Raw genomic sequence first — 20,397 nt, 5'->3', positions numbered from 1 at the left:
GTGATTAGCGCAGCTTGGTAGCGCATCTGGTTTGGGACCAGAGGGTCAGAGGTTCGAATCCTCTATCACCGACCACTTTTATATTTATAAGCTTGGTAGCGCATTGTCGCGAAGCTTATAGATGGTTGGACTAGAGGGGCCGTTCTTAGGTTCGAATCCTCTATCACCGACCACATTTTAAAACCTGTGATTCTAAAATATTACAGGTTTTTGCTTTTAACTAAGCATAGTTTAGCGGCGGATGTAGCTCAGTTGGTAGAGCCCCGGATTGTGATTCCGGTTGTCGCGGGTTCAATCCCCGTCATTCGCCCCATCTTTTCTCGATGTAAAACAAGATTATCGGTGATTAGCGCAGTTTGTTAGTGCATCTCCTTGGGTTTATAAAGAGCTGGAACAGAGGGTAAAACCCGATAGTTAAGCAGAATTAAATCCTAAATAATACTCGGTGATTAGCGCAGCTTGGTAGCGCATCTGGTTTGGGACCAGAGGGTCAGAGGTTCGAATCCTCTATCACCGACCACATTAAAGAAACCGCTTTATGCCTAAACGCAAAAGCGGTTTTTTTTCGTCTGCAGTTTGAGTATTTCAATCAAACTAGCAGAGATAGAGATAAAAGACTGCTCAGACACTAAGCTGCCGCTTATTCGCTCCATCTATCACCGACCACATTTGATTAACCCGCTTAGTTCATAGAGCTCAGCGGGTTTTTTCATTTTAGAGAACCTCTACCCCAGAAACCCCGGGGGACATTCACTGGTTCGAATATTCTAGCACTGAGCACTTCGATTTTTTACTTTTTTAAAACGGCTGGTTAAGCATCACCCACATGCTTGAACCTTCGCTTCCATAAGCATACTCAAAGCGTACCGGCATTTTAGCCGCTAATGCGCGAAGACTGAAGCCGACATCATATTTCATATCCGAGAGTAAAATACTCAAGTCATAACTCTCAGCTACGCGTCCTGCTTCAACAAACAGTACTGTTTGAAACCAGTCAATGGCGAAGGGGCTCCAGCTTTGATCTTTCATTGGGTTTAGCGATGGAATCAGGCGGTACTCCATTGTTCCATAAACAGCCGCTTTATCACTGAAGCGGTTGTTGTCGTAAGCACGCATTCTGTTCCAGCCGCCTAATCGGGCGCCTTCCCACATTGGTGTCTGATGTTTTTCTAGGATACCGCCTTCAACCAGTTCCTGATCGGTCCGCCATGAAGGGGAGTAAGCCGTCCAGGCATTAAATGCTAATACATTCTGGCGAGTCCATGAAAAATTAAGCAGTTCAATATAATGTGCATAATCAAACTCCAGAGAATTCCAGCTTTGTGTTGAATTTCCTATGCCTAAGTCAGCTGAAAACTGGCCTTTAAAGGAGTAACCGCGGGAAGGATTACTCGGGTAATCGGTATTATCATGATCTAAATAAAAACGTATGCCGTTGGTATTGATTGAGGGGGCTTCTTTAAGTTTTTCCGCGCTCCATTTTGAATAAAACAGTTTACTGCCAAAAATAGTCTGCCCGGTTGAAAAAGGACGGCCGCCTCCAATGTCGGCCCGGTTAACCGGGATCCCACGGCTTAGCTGTATTATAGGTAGTATCTGTTGAGTGCTTTCTCCCCAGGGCAGTACGTAACGAAAATCAATATCAAACCAGTTATTATAGCCTTGGGACTTAAAGGGGGTTGAGCTGTTCGGATCTGTTGATTCTAAGTCTCTTGTGGATTCATTGCCGCCGTCCAGATAAAGGCGCTGATTAGGGTAATATCCATATGCGCCCATTGCCGTAATAAACATACGTTCAGAGAAGAAGCTCTGATAACTGTCGACTGCTATCATTGCGCCGGCGGCTCGTTCCTGTTTAACTTCCTGCTCTGCCTGCACATTCACGTCAAACTCTTCACCGACAAAAGTGCTGGCAACAATATTCATCTGCGGCTGTATATAACCGTTAAAAATAGCGACAGCACCTGCGGTAAGTCCCATGCTGTCTGAGCTGAAAATATAAGGCAAAATAACCCAGTTTTTCTGCCTGCCTGACCGCTTGATATCTTCGCTAATATATTCACCTGCGCCGGCCGGGCCTGCTGTTAACTGCAGAGTCAAAATAAAGGTAACAAAAATAAAGCGTTTTATTAAAGCTGCTCGAGTTATTTTCAACATAAGATCCGTTTATGTATTAGGAGGTAATACCCTGCAGGTGCGCTTTTCCCAGACGTTGACAGGCGACGATTGTTTATAATATGAAACTTAGCATCAGATTAAGATTTTATCTGAGAGAATTCTCGATTATCCCTTTAAATCCTATGATATATTCACTAAATATGAGAAATATCAGCCGGTTTTGTTAAGAAATAAACTTCGGCAGGAATTGATATGTGCATTACTTATTGAGGTGACTGCAGCAGGATACGCTGATCATTAATTATAACTTATTGAGGAAACAGAGCATGAAAAAAGCATTAATCGGTTTAACCTGTCTGGCTGCTTTATTTACAACTACGGCGGCTAATGCCGATATAAAAGCAGGTTTTGCTTTTGATCAGGGCTTCGGTATTACTGCACAGTTTGACAATATAAATACCTTTGTTGGCAACGATGGTGTGAGCATTGATTATATATTCAAGCAGGGAACATTTACGCAGGATGATATACCATTTAACTGGTATGTGGGCGGTGGTGCATTTGCAGGCTGGGATGACGGTTACGGTGTCAGGCTGCCGCTGGGAGTAACACTTCCTTTTGCACAGCAGTGGGAGCTGTACGGGCAGGTTTCCCCTGATTTAGATTTTGACGACAGTTTTAAATTTGGTGTTGATGCTGCTTTAGGTGTGCGTTACGCGTTTTAGTACTAGTACCTTGACTCAAAAGTTTTGAGCGATTCAGCGGGATTTAAAATTGTCAAATACAAGGCATTTGCTTGAATACATAGTTGTTCTATGTCGAAAACAAATAACGCAGTAGTTGGCGATTTAAAACCCGCCCGGAGGGAGCTCACCTGGCAAGCTTTCACTGCGTTACTTTAATTTGAAAGGCATCAGCCTTCCTAAATCAAAGTGCCTTGTGCTAACTCACCAGGTGAACTCTGAATCAATCAAAATCTCTGTGTCAAGGTACTAACTTTTGTTATAAATAATTCGTGTAAATCACCTCTGGCAGCAGACAGGGGTGTTAGACTGATTAGAATAAATTTTGTTAACGGACTGGTATTTTCTTCTAGGAGTATGTAAATGAGCATGGTTCAAAAAGTATTAATGGCGGAGCAGGGGCCTGAGTTTTCTCAGCTGGTACAGGGGTACTGGCGTTTAGGTGCGTGGAATATGGATGCACAGGCGCGTCTGACCTTCCTTAAGCAGCATGTTGAAATGGGTATTACAACCGTTGATAACGCTGCTGTTTACGGTGACAGCGAAGTATTATTCGGTGAAGCATTAAAGCTTGATCCTGCAATGCGGGAGAAAATTCAGATTGTTTCAAAATTTGGTATTAACAGTATTGCCCCGGCTACCGGCGAGATACGAGTATCGCATTATGACAGCAGCAAGGCGCTTATTTTAAGCTCAACTGAAAATTCCTTAAAGCGTTTAGGTGTTGAGCAGTTAGATGCATTACTGGTACATCGTCCTGATTTTTTAATGGATGCCGATCAGGTTGCCGAAGCATTTTATGAGTTAAAGCAAAGCGGTAAGGTAAAACACTTTGGTGTTTCTAATTTTAATGCCTCGCAGTTTGATTTATTACAGTCGCGTTTAGATACGCCGCTGATCACCAACCAGGTTGAAATAAATCCGCTTAACTTTGCTGTGCTGGAAGACGGTACAACTGATCAGCTGCAGCAGTACCGTATTCGTCCAATGGCATGGTCATGTTTAGCCGGCGGCAGTATTTTCAGTGAACAGAGCGACCAGGCAAGGCGTTTACGCGGTGCATTAATTGAATTAGCGGAAGAGTTAGGTGCAGACTCGATTGAGCAGGTTATTTTTGCCTGGGTATTGAAACACCCGTCAAATCCGGCTGCTTTAATCGGCTCCGGAAAAATAGAGCGGGTTAAAGATGCCGTTGGTGCCTTGGCGCTGGATATGAGCAGAGAGCAGTGGTATCGAATATGGGTCGCATCAAAAGGTCACGGTGTTGCTTAACTTTATCGTAAATTAATAAAATATCCTCGTTATAATACGGGGATATTTTTTGCCCGCTGTACCTCAACTTTTCAGTCAATAAGGTAACTCTATGTCAGTACTTGCAGATTTCCCGGTTCCTTTATTAGGTTTTGCCGCTTTTAGCGGTACAGGTAAAACAACCCTGTTAGAAAAGTTAATTCCTCTATTAACTGCTCAAGGTTTAAATGTGGCTTTAGTGAAACACAGCCATCATGATATTGAGATGGATAAACCCGGCAAGGACAGTTACCGGCTGCGCAAAGCCGGGGCCTCGCAAGTTGTTTTAGCAGGCACTCATCGTTCAATTTTATTTTCAGAATATGCTAGGCCGCGTGACAGCAAACTGCTTGAACAGTTGAGACTGCTGCAGACTGACAGCCTGGATCTGGTGCTGGTGGAAGGTTTCCGCGATGAAGTTTTTAATAAAATAGAACTGCACAGAAGCTGCCTGGATAAACCATTTCTTTTTGAGTCTGATTCGTCTGTTATTGCCCTTGCCTGCGATCACAAGGTAAAAAACTGCACTTTACCGCAAATGGATTTAAATGATCTAAATGCGCTTGCACAGTTTGTGTCTGAGTTTGTTAAGGCCTATAACGATTAACTGTTCTGCGGCTCTAATAATGAGTATAAATCTTTAACATCACTGAGCTGCGGGATTAAATCCAGCTGCCGGCCGATATTATACTGCTCTGCCAGAGAGTAAATTAACCTTAATACCGAATAATCTTCAAGTGAGAAACCGACCGAGTCATAGATAATCGTCCCGTCTTTATCTACATTAAGTATTTTTTCTCTATTTACTATCTCATGAAGTTCAGTGCAGGTGAAGTCTGCCGGCAGCTGCTGGATTTCGCCTTCAATTTTTGACTGCGGTAAATATTCAACCACCACAACTGCGCTTTCAACTAAGTCTTTTTCCAGTTCTGTTTTACCCGGGCAGTCTCCGCCTAGTGCATTAATAAAGACATCTTTGCTGATCATATCTTTTGTTAAAATAGTCTGAAACTTTTTATCTGCAGTGCAGGTGGTGATTAAATCGGCTCCATGCACGGCATCGCGGGCGTCTTTACAAGGCGTGAGCTTAATATTAACCTGTGCCAGATTGCGTTGAAACTTATCCATGGCAGCCGGGTCGATATCAAAGTACCTTATTTCCTGCAGATCAAAAATAATCGAATAAGCTGAATACTGGAATTCACTTTGCGCACCTGTGCCGATCAGCGCTAATACTTTGGAGTTTTTTTTAGCTAAATGCGATGCCGCCATTGCCGAGGCGGCCGCCGTGCGTAAGGCCGTAAGCAGCGTCATTTCTGAAAACATTAACGGTTCACCCGTTGCTGTTAATGATAACTGCCCGGTTGCCATTACCGTGGATTTTCCCTGCTGAGGGTTTTTAGGGTGGCCGTTAACATATTTAAAACTGTACATTTCATTGTTGGAAATGGGCATTAATTCAATCACACCGTCCTTAACATGATTAGCAAGACGCGGGCATTTATCGAACTGCCGCCAGTTTTTATAATCTTCTTCTAATGTCGATATCAGCTGTAGGAAAAATTCGCGGCAGCCGATTTTAGACAGCAATGTTCTGATATCTTTAATTTCGAGAACAATCATAAGCAGCCCTTACTATTAACCCTTAGCTGCTTTAAGTGTTGCTTTGTTTTTAATCATTAGCAAGCTGCTGCCGCTAAGTTCTTTGCGTCTGGTTAAACCAAATAGAGGAATACGACTAATATTAAAGTAGTAACATGTTATTAACATCACTGAACAGCAGTTCAGAATCATTTATAGGAGGATTGTATGGCTTTAATTCAGGCACCTAATGCTGTAATTATGATTCGTCCCTGGAAGTTTTTTCCAAATCCTGAAACTGCGGCTGACAATGTTTTTCAAGCTGAAAGTGAATTACCCGCGGCTGAAGTCACTGCTCGTGCCAGACAGGAGTTTGATAATGTCGTTCATATGGTGCAGAAATGCGGTATTAAAGCCCATGTGTTTGATGATTTCGGTGAGAAAAACACCCCTGATTCAGTTTTTCCTAATAACTGGATTTCCACCCACAGCGGCGGCCATGTTGCTGTATATCCTATGTGTTCGCTGAGCCGGCGCAGTGAGAGGCGTACAGATGTGATTGAAATGCTCAAGTCACAGTATCGTGTCCAAGATGTGGTTGATTTTTCAGGGTTAGAAATGGACGGTTTGTTTCTAGAGGGAACCGGTGCAATGGTCCTTGATAATGTTAATCGTGTTGCATACAGCGCTAAGTCTAACCGTGCCAGTGAGGTTATTTTAGAGCGTTTCTGCTCTCAGTTTCTCTATGAGCCGATGGCTTTTAATACGGAGGATGTCTCGGGAAAAGCTGTCTACCATACCAATGTTATGATGTGTATCTGCTCTGATTATGCGCTGCTGTGTTTAGAGATGATAAAAAATAAAATACGTCGAGTGGTGATTAAGCAGCGTCTGATTGACAGCGGTTTAGAGGTGATCAATTTAAGTTTTGAGCAGGTTAATAATTTTGCGGGTAATGCAATCGAGCTGACCGGCAGTAATGGTCAAAGTTATCTGTTTATGTCGTTACGTGCAAAAAATTCATTAACTGCGGCGCAGATAAATAAAATTGAGCTTTACTCGAAAATCATTGCGGTCGATGTTGAAACTATCGAGCTAGGGGGCGGTTCAATCCGCTGTATGATGGCTGGTATTCATTTAAATCCGAGATATTAACTATATTGGGGAAAGTGGATGGATAAGAGTTATGTAAAGTCAGCCTCGGGGATATTGAAAGAGGTTTTGTTATGCCCGCCGCAGTTTTTACGTTTAGAGGCGATAAATAAAATTGCTGTTTCCTGGTTAAATAAAGGCGTAAGACTGGACCGCGGTAAGTGCTTAAGGGAGCATCAGCAGCTGATTGATATTTATCGTGAAAATGCAGTTGAAGTTGAGTTTATCGAACCTAATGAGCTTTTATCCAGCCAGACTTTTTCACGTGATTTTGGATTTATTATAAAAGAGGGATATGTGCTTGGGCGTTTTAAAGAAAAGGTCCGGCGTCCTGAAAGTACTGAGTATGCGGCTAAGCTGCGGGCGCTTAATATTCCTTTAATTGCCGCCTGTGGCGAAGGTTTTATTGAGGGCGGTGATTTCTGGCAGTTAGATGAAAAAACCTTAGCGATCGGCTGCGTGCAGCGTTCTAATGAAACGGGAGTCGAGAATATCAGGCGCCAGCTGGCTCCTCTGGGTTACCGTATTCTTTCAGTACAGGCTGAGCCTGAGTACCTGCACCTTGATATGATTTTTAATATTGTCGGGGTTAAGACCGCTGTTACATATTATGAGGCGCTGCCGGAGCATTTTAAACGTTATCTGCATGATGCGGGATTTGATCTGATTAAAATTGAGCGTCAGGGAGTGTTCAAACATTTTTGTAATCTGCAGGCACTAGGTAATAAACGTGTTATCTCTTTAAAGGCGAATAAAACGGTCAATGCCGAGCTAAGAGAGAGGGGGTTTGAGGTGTTTGAACTGGATGCCGCTGAAATACTAAAAGCCGGCGGCGGGCCTCACTGTATGACTTTTCCGCTGCACAGATCTTAATATGTCAGCAGCGGAAAATTTTCTGACTGGTCAGGCAAAGGTTACAAGTACAAACTCCAGCATTCTTTCCTGTAATGTAGAAATATATTTATCATAGGTGGCCGATTTGAATGCAACAGTTGCCAGGGTGACATTCATTATGAGTAACTGCACAAAAATCAGAGCAAGCAGCCAGAATCCATATGATCGTTTTGACTTCTCTTTAACCACTGCAGTTTTTTTGTCTGCATAGTTATCAGGAAACAGTTCAAGAGTGCTCTTTCTATCTGAATACAGCTGTTGTTGTGACATACGATTCTCCTCAAAAATGATCTCAGTCTTAATCTGACGCGTTGAAAAATCCTCCCTGATCTAAATCCCGGCTCCCTGATTATATTGACAATATTTTATCAATATAATCAATTTGTCCGCGTATTAATAATGCTGCTTTCGAGAAATTTGATCTGCTTAGAGTATTCTGGAACAGACTCTTTATTATCTGTGTCAGAGGCTGCAATAACAGGACGTAGTTTTCTGCTGTTTTATCTGTACAAGCCGCTGTGATTTAGAGTGCTGCTAATTTTTCCGATAATTTATACTGAGCCGCATTTTCCGGCAGCTGCCGGCGTTGTTTACCTGTCATATAGTTTTCCTTAAAGGTTTCAAATAAAAGATCCATAAGGGCCGCATTCTCTGGCTCGCCGATGCTCTCCAGTACTCGTCCGGCAACCTCTGCGGTGGCAAGCTGATTATCTTTTACAGCTTTACGCACTAAGTAGCGGGAAAGTGTTTCGGGGGAAAATGACAATACCGGGAAGTTATTTAAGTAAGGACTTTTATGAAATATTTTCTTTGCCTGTGCCCAGCTGCCGTCTAATAAAATGAACAGGGGGCGTTTATTATCAGCAGGCGCTTTGTATTCGCTCAATACCCGTTCCGGTCTGCTGTATTCAGCAGGAAAAATAACCACAGGAAACCACTGCGGATTTTTTAATAAAGCTAACAGAGCCGCATCCGGCTGTGTACGTGACCAGGTATAAGCAAAGGTATCGGGAATTAAATCTGCAATTAAACGTCCGGTATTACTGGGTTTTAATATTTCATTGTCGTGCATGATTAATAAAAAGGCGCTGTCGCTAGCCACGGTTTTTTTAATGGCGCAGATGCATAGATAAGGAAGCAGCATGCAGTGAGTACAGCGTTCGATACTGCCGCCGCGAGCTAAAAAAGGGCGGGTGCACTGACTAAGGCGACGCTGGTAAAGTTTGTGCAGGGCATGGATGCGCATGGAACTGTTAACCGTTATTTAATAAAAAGAGTAGGATTATACCCAAGCGGCTTAAATATGCATATTCAAGTAGTTTGGGGATATATGTTATAAATACCTCTCAGTTAATAATGGTTAAGGTTTATCAATGCTTCAGTTACTTCAGCAGTACTTCGGGTTTTCTACTTTTAGAGCGGGCCAGGAGAAGGTTATCCAGGCTCTGGTAAACGGCCAGAGTGCGGCCGCTATTTTTCCAACCGGCTCGGGTAAATCCTTATGTTATCAGCTTCCTGCTCTGCACCTTCCTCATCTGACACTGGTAGTTTCACCGCTGCTTGCTTTGATTCAGGATCAGTTAGAGTTTCTACAGAGTAAAGGTATCAGTGCATCCAGTATTCATTCAATGCAGACTCCTGCTGAATCTGCCGGCGTTTATAAAGCGGTTGCTGACGGGCAGATAAAAATTCTGTTTATTTCGGTAGAGCGTCTTAATAGTGAACGTTTCCGGATGTTCTTAAAACAGGTGCCGATTTCCCTGTTAGTGGTCGATGAAGCGCATTGTATTTCTGAGTGGGGGCATAATTTCCGCCCTGATTATTTAAAATTAGCGCAGTACCGCCGTGAATTTCAAATTCCACAGGTGCTGTTATTAACTGCCACAGCAACCAGTAAAGTGATAAGAGATATGGGCGAAAAGTTTGCTGTCGAACCGCAGAATATCACTTTAACCGGTTCATACCGTGCAAATTTAAACTTATCAGTACTGGGTGTCACTGAGCAGGATAAACTTAATAAGCTGCTTCCCTGGTTAAATCAGCGCAGTCATCAGGCGGGTATTATTTATGTCACTCTGCAGAAAACCGCTGAAGAGGTTGCCAGATCATTAACTGCTTCCGGCATAAGTGCACAGGCTTATCATGCCGGTATGAACAGCGAACAGCGGGTTTCGATTCAGCAGCGCTTTATGTCCGGGCAGCTGCCTTTAATTGTAGCAACCATCGCTTTTGGTATGGGCATTGATAAAAGCGATATTCGTTTTGTGGTGCATTATGATATGCCCAAATCAATTGAAAATTACGCCCAGGAGATAGGCCGTGCCGGGCGGGATGGTCAAGCTTCGGATTGTCTGTTGCTGGCTAATAAAAGTAACTTAAATATCTTAGAAAATTTTGTTTATGCCGATACCCCGGAGCCGAGTGCCGTTGATTTTATTTTAAATGAGATTTTAAAAACACAGGGACAATGGGAAGTCCTGATGAACAGTTTGTCCAGCCAGTCAAATATCCGCTTACTGGCGCTGAAAACTCTGCTGGTTTATCTGGAATTAGAAGGGGTGCTGCAGCCTGCTTATAGTTATTATGCTGAGTATAAATATAAATTACTGGTGCCGGAAAATGAGCTGTTAGGACGTTTTAGGGATGAGCGTTATAACTTTGTGCAGGCAATTTTAAGTTCATCGGATAAAGCACGTACCTGGGCGACGCTTAACTTTGAAAAAATGCAGTCCGTTTATTCATCGGATAGAAGCAGGGTGATCACTGCTGTTGATTATCTGGATCAGCAGGGATTGATTGAACTGCAGACCAAGCAGATGACTAATGTTTATAAAGTATTTAAAGAGCAGATCAGCCCGGATTTACGGGATCGCCTGGTAAAACGCTTTGTAGATAAAGAAGACAGTGAAATTAAACGCATTCATTTTTTATTAGATTTCTTTGCCAGTAAAAGCTGCCTGAACCTGCTGCTGGCGAATTATTTTTCTGATCAGAATCTTCACCAGGACTGCGGGCACTGCAGTGTCTGTGCCGGCTCTCCGGCGGTGATGCCTGCAGCTGAAGTTCTGCAGCCTTTAAATAACTATGATTTTGCAGAGTTAAGTGGAGATATTAGTAAAAAATTAGGTGCACATAATACCTCTGTGCTACTGGCGCGTTTTTTTTGTGGTTTGACTACGCCGATTTTTACCCGTTTAAAAGTACGCAGTGTAAAAGGTTTTGCTGTGCTGGAGAGATACCGCTTTTCACAGGTAAAAAGCTGGATAGAGGGAAATAGTGAGAAAAAAGGATAAACAGCATTGTTCTGCTGTTTATCCCTGCTAGGAAATTGTTCAGTATTAATTATTAATAACTGCTGAACTCTGCCCTAAAGTTGGAGAATCACTGTAGACCGGTTCCTGATCCGGCTGTTCAAAATTAAATAAAGACAGCTGTTCTTCTAATTTGTCTGTCTGCTGTTTTAAACTATTGCTGGAAGAGGCTAACTTTCCAAGATCTTTGCTGGTTTCAGCCAGCTCGGTATTAAGCCGGTTGATATTCTGGCTCATGGTTTCAGCAACACTGCGCTGCTGTTCGGCCGCTGTAGCAATCTGCAGATTACTGTCATTAAGCTGTGTTATATCCTGGGTGATATCGGCAAATTCAGTGCCTGCTGATTTAGCCGCACTCATACCTGTCTCGGCTGTGCTGACACTTTTATCAACCAGAGCCACGGCAGATAAAGCCTGGTTATTCAGATTAGCAATCATATCGGTGATTTCACGTGTTGCGTCTTTGGTACGGGAAGCCAGCTGACGAACTTCATCGGCAACCACTGCAAAACCACGTCCCTGCTCCCCGGCCCGGGCTGCTTCAATTGCCGCATTAAGCGCCAGCATATTGGTCTGCTCGGAAATGGCATGGATCGTATCGACCACAGAATCAATAGAAACCACACCGTCTTTTACTTCAGTTACTGACAGTGCGCAGTTACTGAGATTGCCGCATAAAACTTCAAGAGCCTGAATGCTCTCTTTTATCTGCTTAGAGCCCTGCAGGGCACGCTGCTCAGTTGACTGTGTGCTGCAGCTTGCCGAGCCTGCATTTTCTGCAACCTCTGCAACGCTGCAGACCATCTCTTCCATGGCGCTTGCCAGCTGGTCTAAATTACCAAGTTCACTGCGGATCAGCTGATCGGTATGATTAAGGCTGTTGTCAATTTGTAATGAAGCCGCTGCGATATTTGTACCGTTATCTGCCTGCTGCTTTAAAACCTGTTTTAAACTTGTCTGGCTGATATTTAAGGCATTCGCTAAAAAGGCCATCTCATCACGTCCTTTCAAGATTGCCGGGGTACACAAATCTCCTTTAGCCAGGCGCTGCATTGCTCTGTTTAGATAGTCAGCACGACCGTTGAGGTGCCTGGTGAGAATAGAAACAAAAACTAATACAAAAAGCGTGATTAATGCCATTGGAGTGAATATTCTCTGATAGATAGTAAATAAAATGCTGTCAGACTTATCTAAATATTCACCGGCAATTAATACCGATTTACTTTCTTTGATTGGATATAAATAAGCAGCTTTTAAGTTTGTTGTATCAGATCCTGGTTTGGAATGCGGGTAATGTACCATTTCTGCAATACCGCGCTGACTGGTACGAATGATAGCCTGCTCTAACGTTCCCCCTTCAAGTAGTTCGATTTTTACCATTTTATTGCCCTCTTTAGCAGGTTTAGGGGGGTAAATGATATATCGCCCCGTTGCACCATCCGCTAAAAATGCATAACCAGAATTGTCACTGTGCCAGCGCGCAGGGTAGATAACTGCTTTTAATGCTTCGATTACTTGAGACTGAGGGCGTTGTGCTGATTCCTGGACGTGAGTGATAATTTTCGCAAGTGATGTTACATGTGATGAAAGAGCCTGATGCTCAACGGCAATAACGCCAGTTCGAACGCTGTTTGTTGATAAAACCGCGCTGATCAGCAGGGTTAGAATAACCGACATAGATAAAATTAACATTAGTCGTGATAACTTGAACTGACTAAGCAGGTAATAAATCGAACTCAACATATATAACTCCCTGTGCGTTTGTTTATCTTTAACAAAAAAATATCATTAGGAACTTTTGATAGAGTACATAATTCTAATTGAGTAAAAGAACAAGTACCCGTAACAGTGTGTCTGGCGAACTTTTTGAGCCTAGTTTTACTTGCTTTTAATATCAACTAAAAATCCAATTTAAATAAAGGTGTTGTATGTGTGTTTGTTTTAAATCAAGTTTACTGAAAGGCTGATATGTTGAATTAAGTGCCGCTGACGGCACTTAAGTTTTTTGACCGCTGGTGAAAGCAGCAGAGAGCTGAGCTAACAGCTGGTGGTACAGCTGAAAGCAGCCTGGGCTTTAGTTTCTGATGAATTTAGTCATTGTTATTATTCTGCTTTGAATTAAGCTGCAGAGAAGCTTTGCTGATATTAATATCCTTATCTGTCTGCTGTTTGAGTACCCTGCTTAAACTTACCTGGGTGATATTTAGTGCATTAGCCAGGAATGCCATTTCATTTCGTCCGCTTAGATAATCCGCTTCATATAAATCGTCTTTTGTCCGGCCGCGCATTGTTGTGCTGAAGTGATTTTCCCGATAGTTAATATATCTGCTGAAAATATAAATAAAAAACTGTACAAAAAGCGTGCTGAGGATGACCGGAAAAACGATCTGCTTATACAGCTTAAGCTGCAGAATATCTGATTTATTTAAATAAGTTCCTGCAATTAACACGGCTCCTCCCTGTTCAATAGGATATAAATAGGCTGCTTTTAGATGGATTTTATTAGAGCCGGGCTGCGAGTGCGGGTAGTGTATCATTTCTGCACTGCCGCGCCGGCTGGTGCGGATAATTGCCTGTTCTAAAGTGCCTCCTTCAAGCAGTTTTATATTTACCATTTTTTTTCCCTCTTTAGCCGGTGTAGGCGGATATACAATATACCGTCCAGTTACACCGTCGGCTAAAAATGCATACCCGGAATCATCATTATTCCAGCGGGTGGGATAGATAATATCTTTTAAGCTCTGCAGCTGCTGGCTCAGCTCCTGTTTTTTTACTGTTTCCAGCACTTCTGCTAATGCGCTGACGTGTGCCGCCAGCGTCTGATGCTCTGCTTCGAGCACTTCACTGCGCATATTCGTTGTTGATAAAAGTGACCCGATTGTCATGGTTAAAATAACCAGCAAAGCGATAAGCAGAATAAAATGTGAAATTTTAAGCTGATTTAATATATTTGAAATTGAAGTTAACATAATAAAGCACCTGAAATATGTGTTTGAAAGCTGTTAAGCGATCCAGCACTGTTCCTTTATAGAATGATTTCATTGTAAGTATCAGTTATTCGTATTTATCTTATTTTGACTTTTATAGTCTAGTTTACATTTTTGCAACATCAATTTAATGTCAGCCGTCAATGGCTTTACTTATTGTTTTGTGCGTCGGATCAAATTATTAAAAATAAATATTGTTGATTCTTATTAGCAGAAAATTAATAAAAATGCGCATAATATAAAAACTAATCATCTTGTTTTTTTGATAAATTGCTCTGCTCTGTCCGACACCCTACAATCAATAAATCAGAGTGAATGAATTAGGTGAAATAATTGATGAATGATAAAAGCGAGCATATATCTTGTTGTGCAATGCAGGTCTTAAAAGAGTCCGGCTGTGCAGGTTTCTCCATGGAAAATGTTGCCGAGCAGGCTAATCTGGAATTGAATGTTGTGCTGCAGTATTTTAAAAACAAAGAGTTATTAGTAGAGTTCATATTGATCTCTTTTGTTGAACAATGCACAACTCACCTTAGGTCTTTTAAAATAGAAGAGAACCAGCATGCTGATAAGGCTTTAAATCAATTTTTTTTGAATATTCTGGAATATCGTGAAAGTGATGCCTGTGCTGTTGTTTTTAAAGAACTCTGGGGAATTGCTCTGCACAATAAAGAGGTGCGTTTAGTTTTAGATCAATATTACCGAGAGCTCTATCAGATTGTATTTCAGCAGCTGCAGGTTATTGCGCCTGAATATTGTGAAGAGTCAAAAATAGACCATGCAGCATGTTTTGTTCTGCCGTTTATAGAAGGTTATAGTTTGACCCGTTCAACCCTGCCCGCCTCGGTTCTGTTTTTATCTGAACAGCTTAGTAAAGTTGTAAAAGGTATTTTATTTAACTGACAGCTCAGCGCTTTAATTCTGCTTCCTTTTCATCTGCAGGTACTGTTTGTATCGAACCAAAAATCAATAAACAACATTTTTAGACATTAAAGTCGAAATTGTTAAAGATAACCTTTCTGAATCTCTTCATTAGCTGTTAACTTACGGCTGAATTAAATCCAATAAAAAACTAGATAAAAAATTAGATAAAAGAGAATAAGCATGGCTGATAAAAAACGAATTTATATCGCATACACCGGCGGCACTATAGGTATGAAACCTTCAAAAGACGGTTTTATACCTGTGGCCGGTTATCTTTCGCAGACAATTGCAAATATGCCTGAATTTTATCATGAAGATATGCCGGAATTTGAGATTCATGAGTACAATCCTCTGATTGATTCGGCTAATGTTTCTCCGCAAGTCTGGCAGACTTTAGCTTTAGATATTCAGAAACGTTATCATGACTTTGACGGTTTTATTATTCTGCACGGCACTGACACTATGTCTTATACGGCCTCGGCATTATCATTTGTTTTTGAAAATTTAAGCAAACCAGTCATTGTGACAGGATCGCAGATTCCATTGTCGCAGTTACGCTCAGATGCGCGTGTTAATTTATTAAATTCTTTATATATCGCCGCTCATCACCCGATTAATGAAGTGTGCATCTTTTTCAATAACCAGTTATTCCGTGGTAACCGAACAACGAAACAGTATGCCGATGGTTTTGATGCATTTGTTTCACCGAATTATCCGGTGCTGTTAGAAGCGGGAATTGAGATCAAAAATATTGCCGGACAGACACAAAAATCAGTGAACACCCGTCTGCGTGTCAGTGAACTTGAAGCGCAGTCGATTGCTATTTTACATCTGTTCCCCGGACTGGACTGGCAGGTATTAGATAATTTATTAAAAAGTCCGCTGCAGGCACTGGTGTTATTAACCTATGGTGTGGGTAATGCACAGCAGGATGAGCAGTTATTAGCCACATTAAAAGAAGCCAGTGAGCGCGGTATTCTGATTGTGAACTGCAGCCAGTGTCTTAAAGGCAGTGTTAATATGGAAGGTTATGCAACGGGTCACGCACTAAGCGAAGCCGGGGTGATCAGCGGTTTAGATATGACTACTGAAACCGTGATTGCTAAGCTTTATTATCTGCTTAGCCAGGGATTATCCAACAAAGTTATCCGCGAGCTGCTGGTGACTGATTTACGCGGAGAAGTGCGTTAACTCTTTTTCTCGACGCAATAGCAGAAAGCCCTGAGTGTCAGGGCTTTTTTTTAGGGCAATAAATTTAACCAGCCTGCATTGTTAAACCATTTCTGATGGAGTTTCTGTAGATCTCCGGAGTTCTGTATCAGCTGCAGCTGCTCTGTTAGCCTGCTTTCTAACAAGGGCTCATTTTTATTAACTGCAATGCCGATTTTTTCAACGGCTAAGGGTTCTTGTAATTTAGTTAAGTCACTGCTTTGATCACGTATTACCAGCAGATCGCAGATGGTCAGATCGGCAATCAATGCGTCAGCCTGACCAGATAATATCGCCAGTACAGCATCTTCATAGTGAGTAACGGTTTGTAGATCTGCTTCTGATAAGCGCTCCCGGGCCAGAGTAATACTGGTTGAATTTTCCAGTGCCACTAGATTTACATTGGCGTGATTAAATCCGGTGCTGTTTCTAATTCGATCCAGTGTTTTTTTGCTGGTCAGCAATGATTTACCTACCCGCGCATAGGGGCCGACAAAATCTACTTTCTGCAGACGCTGCTCGCTGATAGAAAAGCCTGAGATTATCAGATCCACCCTGTTCTCCTGCAGTGCATTAAGCAGCTCAGGAAAAGGCATTAGAGCGATCTGCATTTTTACACCCAGCGAATCAGCCAGCTGTTCAGCTAGCTCAACATCGAATCCTATAATGCTCTCTTTATTGGTGACAAAATTATAGGGAGGCTGTTCACCTGACATGCCGACAACTAAAACACCATTTTCACTGATTCGTTTAAAGGTCTCATTATCGGCTTGAGCGCTGTGAGAAAAGAAAATAATAAAAATGCTGCATAAGAAAAAACCTAACAACGGAATTCTTACTGGTAATATATTCATATTGATCCTTTTATTTAGGCGGCACGTTTATTAATGGCGGCGCCTTAGGATAAAGAGACAGCAATAACTCCTATTAGTTTATTTCTTCTCGATAAATTTTAAATCCTCTTGCCTGGTAATTATTTAAAGCACTTTTATGATCTAATGTGCAGGTATGTACCCAGACCCGTTTGGTAGTTTTCCATGCCCATGCTGATTTGACTGCATGTGATAAAAGAGGACCGCCCAAGCCTAAACCGATAAATTTTTCACATAAACCAAAATAGGCTATCTCAACATCACCATCCTGCTGCTTTTCTAATTCATAATAGCCGGCAATTGAACCTTTATAATAAGCAGCCCAGGTTCTTAGATCTTCTCTTTCGGCGTATTCCTGCCACTGCTGATCTGTCAGCGACAGTTTGTCGGTCCAGCCCCAGTTAGCGCCGACAAACTGATATAAAAAACGGTTTAACTGATACTGTTTAATTTGTGCTTCCTGAATCTCAAAATCAGCAGGCAGAGCTTTTTCATTGAGAGAGTCTGCTGTTTTCATTTCCAGATAATAGGTGGTGACCTTAGACATAGTTTGCTTTCTCGTAATTGGAATTTTTTAATAACAAAACATATCTATTAATCACCGTTAATTCAACATCTTGATTATATCTAGTAAGATCCGCTAGTGCCGGAAATCGTTATTAAGGCTGTTTGAGCCGTTGTAAATCCCGGCACAAGCTATTCATACCAGCAGTCATCCGTAATATTTTCCAAACACTCTGAGCACATGCTTTTTTTACCTTCACAATGTTCTATTTCAGATACCGGCAGCCATCTGCCGCAGCGTCCGCAGCTGCAGTAATCTTCTGATTCTGCACATATCAGGCATTGCCCTTTTACGATATGATTATCGGCACCTTCTGCGCTTAACCTGACCGAGTAATTTCCACACCAGCCGCACCAGTGTGGTTCGCCCTGTGCTGAATCTTTTCTCAGTCTGCTTATCTCTTCCCGGCACTGCTGTACGGCTTCAGCCAGCTGCTTCTCTTCCTCTTCAAGCAGTTGCATTTCCTGCTGGGGAATTATTGCTGACAGCGGTTCGTTATAGACTTCGATTCTAAGCTCATGAATCAGGCTGCATAAACGCACAAAATCTGATTTAACTGCCATTTCATTGGTCTCAAATTCATGGTGCATAATTTTACCACGCAGCTCCATTGCTCTTCTCAGGGATTTCTGCACCTTGCTTTGTTCAGGTGTCTGATTAATATGAGAAAGCCTTTTAAGACATGACTTCATCGATACGCTTTTTTTAGGCTCGTCCACATTTTCATATAGGAGCAGAGAGGAGTGATTTGCCAGCTTCTGCTTCAACAGCAGCTCCACAGCCTGAACTAACAGTATTAAAGAAACTGCTTTTTTATGAAGTGTCGCGGGCTTACGGCAGTAAATGTTTACTGCTTCTTTAATAAAGCTTTCACAATTATCTTTAAGTGTAATACGTTCCATGACCCACCCCCGAATTATTGAGTGATACACTCAGTATGCTTTATGTACACTCGCTGTGATATTTATCTGTTTCTAAGCTGATAAATTTAGTGTAATCCATAATTCGCTTAGGTGTTTTACAGCTGTCGGAATGAAGCGGTTATTTATGCACCGGCATCTAAAAAACTTGCTCTAGAGCGGTTAAGTGTAAGGGCTGTGCAATTATTGTTTTATGGTATCGAATGCAGTATGAAGTTTCAGTATTGGAAAGTGATAGATAAAAGGAAGCCCCGAATACTCGGGGCTTATCTTTGTTAGATGAATGCTAATACTGGAGAAATACAAAGCAGGACACCAGTACCGATTATCAGGTTTGTACCAATACCTTTATATTTGTGTAGATGAGGCATTTTGTGAACCAGATAAGCAGGAATTAAGCAGCCTACCAGACCAAAGATCGGGCTGCAGATTGAAGTGAATGACAGAATTGGAGCATTTAATGCTACTGCACTCCAAGAAAGTAGAATGATAAAAGCAATAATCCCTTTATCCACCAGATCCTTTTTAATATCCTCTTCTTTAAACTTACGAAGAATAATGTTCATCGCTAAGCCTTTGCAGGCTTCGCGGAATGCTAGAAATACCCCAAAGAATGAAGTTACCACTGCAAAAATATTGATCACAATGCCTGCAATCGTCGCCCAGCTGCCGGGAAAGTAATGAGCAATGATAGCTAAAGCTGAGATGTTTTTGTTCATTGCATCGGCAGCTTGTTCCTGGCTGATAGCGAGCGTGAAAGACACGGCAAAGAAGAACACAATTACAAATAGGATTGAGAATGCAGTAGTCATCGCCCGGCTTGCTTTGAAGCGCGCAACTTCAATAGACTTCTCTTTAGAGCGGTAAGAAATAACCATTGGACTAAGAGACTGAATGAATAAAATCGATGTAAGGGTAAATGGCAGAGTAATGATCGCATCTTTAATCATCGGCATAACTTCGCCGGCTTGAGGGATATTGTTGAGATCCCATTTAGCTATAAGAAGAACTCCCATTACTGCCACAAGCGAAAGCACTGTTACCGCCATAAAACCTGACAGTTTAAATAGAAGCTTCTCACCTTTGCTGCCGATATAAGAAAGAACACAGATTAAGCCCAAACCATAAAGTACGTTTTCGCTTAACAGTCCTTCAGTCACTCCAAATGACTGCAGATAGGATGCGCTGTCGTTGGTTACTGCTAATGAATAAACCAGAACCCAGATCACCAGCATTAAGAAGTAAAGAATACCCAGTGCAATGCCCCAGTTCCTGCCTAGATACCCCGAAATAACACCAGGGTAATCCGTACATTTTTTTGATTCAGCAAGAGTGTTTATGAAGAGTTTTTGGAAAAGGTACATGGCCGGGTAGCCGATAACAGAGGAAAGCAGGAAAACCCATAGACCCATTATGCCTACTTGAACGGGTAAGAATACAATACCGGCTCCGATCGCCATGCCTATACTCATTACAATCCAGCCGACATCCACGCTGTCGAACTTGGTGGCTTTCTTCCACTCTTTTTTACTCATACCAGCTTGTTCCCAGGCTGCTGGTTTCGGTGTTACTGATATAGATCCAATATTTTCACTCATTGCTAACATCTCCCTTTAAGAATTTTCTCAAATGTATTTGAGATTTTGATTATTGGCAATCGATTACTGCTAAACTCATTAAAATATGAGAGATTAAGCGCAAAACCTGGTTTTTTGTGTTGCTCATCACAAAATAAATTGGTCTTTAACTTTTTTCTCAACAAATGTTGAAAAAAGTTGTTTCAGTTGAGATGATGTTTCCGAGGTTTAATAAATTAAATTAAAAAATATAT

At 41.9% G+C, this 20,397-nt stretch carries 18 protein-coding genes and 2 tRNA genes; 10 read left to right on the top strand and 10 right to left on the bottom strand.

Annotated elements, in window-relative coordinates:
- Window positions 1-237 precede the first annotated feature (237 nt).
- Window positions 238-313 (top strand) — tRNA-His (locus G337_RS0114515).
- Window positions 314-443: 130 nt separating this feature from the next.
- A tRNA-Pro gene (locus tag G337_RS0114510) sits at window positions 444-520 on the top strand.
- Between the two features lie 278 nt (window positions 521-798).
- Here G337_RS0114510 and G337_RS0114505 read toward each other — a convergent pair.
- Window positions 799-2,157, bottom strand: a complete 1,359-nt coding sequence (locus tag G337_RS0114505) for a BamA/TamA family outer membrane protein (RefSeq protein ID WP_028864541.1) — start codon at window positions 2,155-2,157, stop codon at window positions 799-801.
- Between the two features lie 287 nt (window positions 2,158-2,444).
- On the opposite strand from G337_RS0114505, the gene G337_RS0114500 reads away from it, so the two are divergent.
- The 3 genes from G337_RS0114500 to mobB all read left to right on the top strand — a co-directional run bounded on the left by G337_RS0114500 (window position 2,445) and on the right by mobB (window position 4,758).
- On the top strand, window positions 2,445-2,843 hold the full coding sequence (locus G337_RS0114500) for a hypothetical protein (RefSeq protein ID WP_028864540.1): 399 nt from the start codon (window positions 2,445-2,447) through the stop codon (window positions 2,841-2,843).
- Window positions 2,844-3,224: 381 nt separating this feature from the next.
- Window positions 3,225-4,133, top strand: coding sequence for an aldo/keto reductase (locus G337_RS0114495; RefSeq protein ID WP_157619326.1), 909 nt, complete (start codon window positions 3,225-3,227; stop codon window positions 4,131-4,133).
- 91 nt (window positions 4,134-4,224) lie between these two features.
- Entirely contained in the window at window positions 4,225-4,758 is a 534-nt protein-coding gene (gene mobB / locus G337_RS0114490; protein WP_028864538.1) for a molybdopterin-guanine dinucleotide biosynthesis protein B, read from the top strand.
- Here the strand turns inward: mobB and G337_RS0114485 are convergent.
- Window positions 4,755-5,774, bottom strand: a complete 1,020-nt coding sequence (locus G337_RS0114485) for an ornithine cyclodeaminase (RefSeq protein WP_028864537.1) — start codon at window positions 5,772-5,774, stop codon at window positions 4,755-4,757. The two genes, mobB and G337_RS0114485, sit on opposite strands and share 4 nt — an antisense overlap.
- A gap of 186 nt (window positions 5,775-5,960) precedes the next feature.
- On the opposite strand from G337_RS0114485, the gene ctlX reads away from it, so the two are divergent.
- Both ctlX and G337_RS0114470 read left to right on the top strand, forming a co-directional pair.
- Entirely contained in the window at window positions 5,961-6,887 is a 927-nt protein-coding gene (ctlX, locus tag G337_RS0114475; protein ID WP_028864536.1) for a citrulline utilization hydrolase CtlX, read from the top strand.
- A gap of 18 nt (window positions 6,888-6,905) precedes the next feature.
- Window positions 6,906-7,757, top strand: coding sequence for a dimethylarginine dimethylaminohydrolase family protein (locus G337_RS0114470; RefSeq protein ID WP_028864535.1), 852 nt, complete (start codon window positions 6,906-6,908; stop codon window positions 7,755-7,757).
- Window positions 7,758-7,787: 30 nt separating this feature from the next.
- Here G337_RS0114470 and G337_RS0114465 read toward each other — a convergent pair whose 3' ends face one another.
- Window positions 7,788-8,048, bottom strand: coding sequence for a hypothetical protein (locus G337_RS0114465; RefSeq protein WP_028864534.1), 261 nt, complete (start codon window positions 8,046-8,048; stop codon window positions 7,788-7,790).
- A 253-nt stretch (window positions 8,049-8,301) separates the two neighbouring features.
- Complete coding sequence (locus tag G337_RS0114460; protein WP_028864533.1) at window positions 8,302-9,024, bottom strand: tRNA-uridine aminocarboxypropyltransferase; 723 nt, start codon at window positions 9,022-9,024, stop codon at window positions 8,302-8,304.
- Between the two features lie 127 nt (window positions 9,025-9,151).
- Between G337_RS0114460 and G337_RS0114455 the strand changes: the two genes are divergently transcribed.
- On the top strand, window positions 9,152-11,071 hold the full coding sequence (locus G337_RS0114455; protein WP_028864532.1) for a RecQ family ATP-dependent DNA helicase: 1,920 nt from the start codon (window positions 9,152-9,154) through the stop codon (window positions 11,069-11,071).
- A 45-nt stretch (window positions 11,072-11,116) separates the two neighbouring features.
- On the opposite strand, the gene G337_RS27765 is transcribed toward G337_RS0114455, so the two are convergent.
- Window positions 11,117-12,832 carry a methyl-accepting chemotaxis protein gene (locus G337_RS27765; RefSeq protein WP_028864531.1) on the bottom strand — a complete coding sequence of 572 codons (1,716 nt, stop codon included), beginning with the start codon at window positions 12,830-12,832 and terminating at the stop codon, window positions 11,117-11,119.
- A gap of 347 nt (window positions 12,833-13,179) precedes the next feature.
- Window positions 13,180-14,058 carry a cache domain-containing protein gene (locus G337_RS0114445; protein WP_028864530.1) on the bottom strand — a complete coding sequence of 293 codons (879 nt, stop codon included), beginning with the start codon at window positions 14,056-14,058 and terminating at the stop codon, window positions 13,180-13,182.
- Between the two features lie 354 nt (window positions 14,059-14,412).
- On the opposite strand from G337_RS0114445, the gene G337_RS0114440 reads away from it, so the two are divergent.
- Both G337_RS0114440 and ansA read left to right on the top strand, forming a co-directional pair.
- A complete protein-coding gene (locus tag G337_RS0114440) occupies window positions 14,413-14,979 on the top strand; it encodes a TetR/AcrR family transcriptional regulator (RefSeq protein ID WP_028864529.1) in 567 nt (188 codons plus the stop codon).
- Between the two features lie 201 nt (window positions 14,980-15,180).
- Window positions 15,181-16,191, top strand: a complete 1,011-nt coding sequence (gene ansA, locus G337_RS0114435; protein ID WP_028864528.1) for an asparaginase — start codon at window positions 15,181-15,183, stop codon at window positions 16,189-16,191.
- A 50-nt stretch (window positions 16,192-16,241) separates the two neighbouring features.
- Here ansA and G337_RS0114430 read toward each other — a convergent pair whose 3' ends face one another.
- The 4 genes from G337_RS0114430 to G337_RS0114415 form a co-directional block, all read right to left on the bottom strand.
- Window positions 16,242-17,063 carry a transporter substrate-binding domain-containing protein gene (locus tag G337_RS0114430; protein ID WP_028864527.1) on the bottom strand — a complete coding sequence of 274 codons (822 nt, stop codon included), beginning with the start codon at window positions 17,061-17,063 and terminating at the stop codon, window positions 16,242-16,244.
- Between the two features lie 73 nt (window positions 17,064-17,136).
- The gene (locus G337_RS0114425; protein WP_028864526.1) at window positions 17,137-17,628 is read right to left on the bottom strand and encodes a GNAT family N-acetyltransferase; all 492 of its coding nucleotides are present in this window, start codon (window positions 17,626-17,628) and stop codon (window positions 17,137-17,139) included.
- A 149-nt stretch (window positions 17,629-17,777) separates the two neighbouring features.
- Window positions 17,778-18,548, bottom strand: coding sequence for a DUF3644 domain-containing protein (locus tag G337_RS0114420; protein ID WP_028864525.1), 771 nt, complete (start codon window positions 18,546-18,548; stop codon window positions 17,778-17,780).
- A 293-nt stretch (window positions 18,549-18,841) separates the two neighbouring features.
- Window positions 18,842-20,164 carry an SLC5/6 family protein gene (locus tag G337_RS0114415; RefSeq protein ID WP_157619324.1) on the bottom strand — a complete coding sequence of 441 codons (1,323 nt, stop codon included), beginning with the start codon at window positions 20,162-20,164 and terminating at the stop codon, window positions 18,842-18,844.
- Between the last annotated feature and the right edge of the window lie 233 nt (window positions 20,165-20,397).

Source organism: Psychromonas aquimarina ATCC BAA-1526 (assembly GCF_000428725.1).
Taxonomy (GTDB): Bacteria; Pseudomonadota; Gammaproteobacteria; order Enterobacterales; family Psychromonadaceae; genus Psychromonas; species Psychromonas aquimarina.
This window is presented reverse-complemented; position numbering and strand designations above follow the sequence as displayed.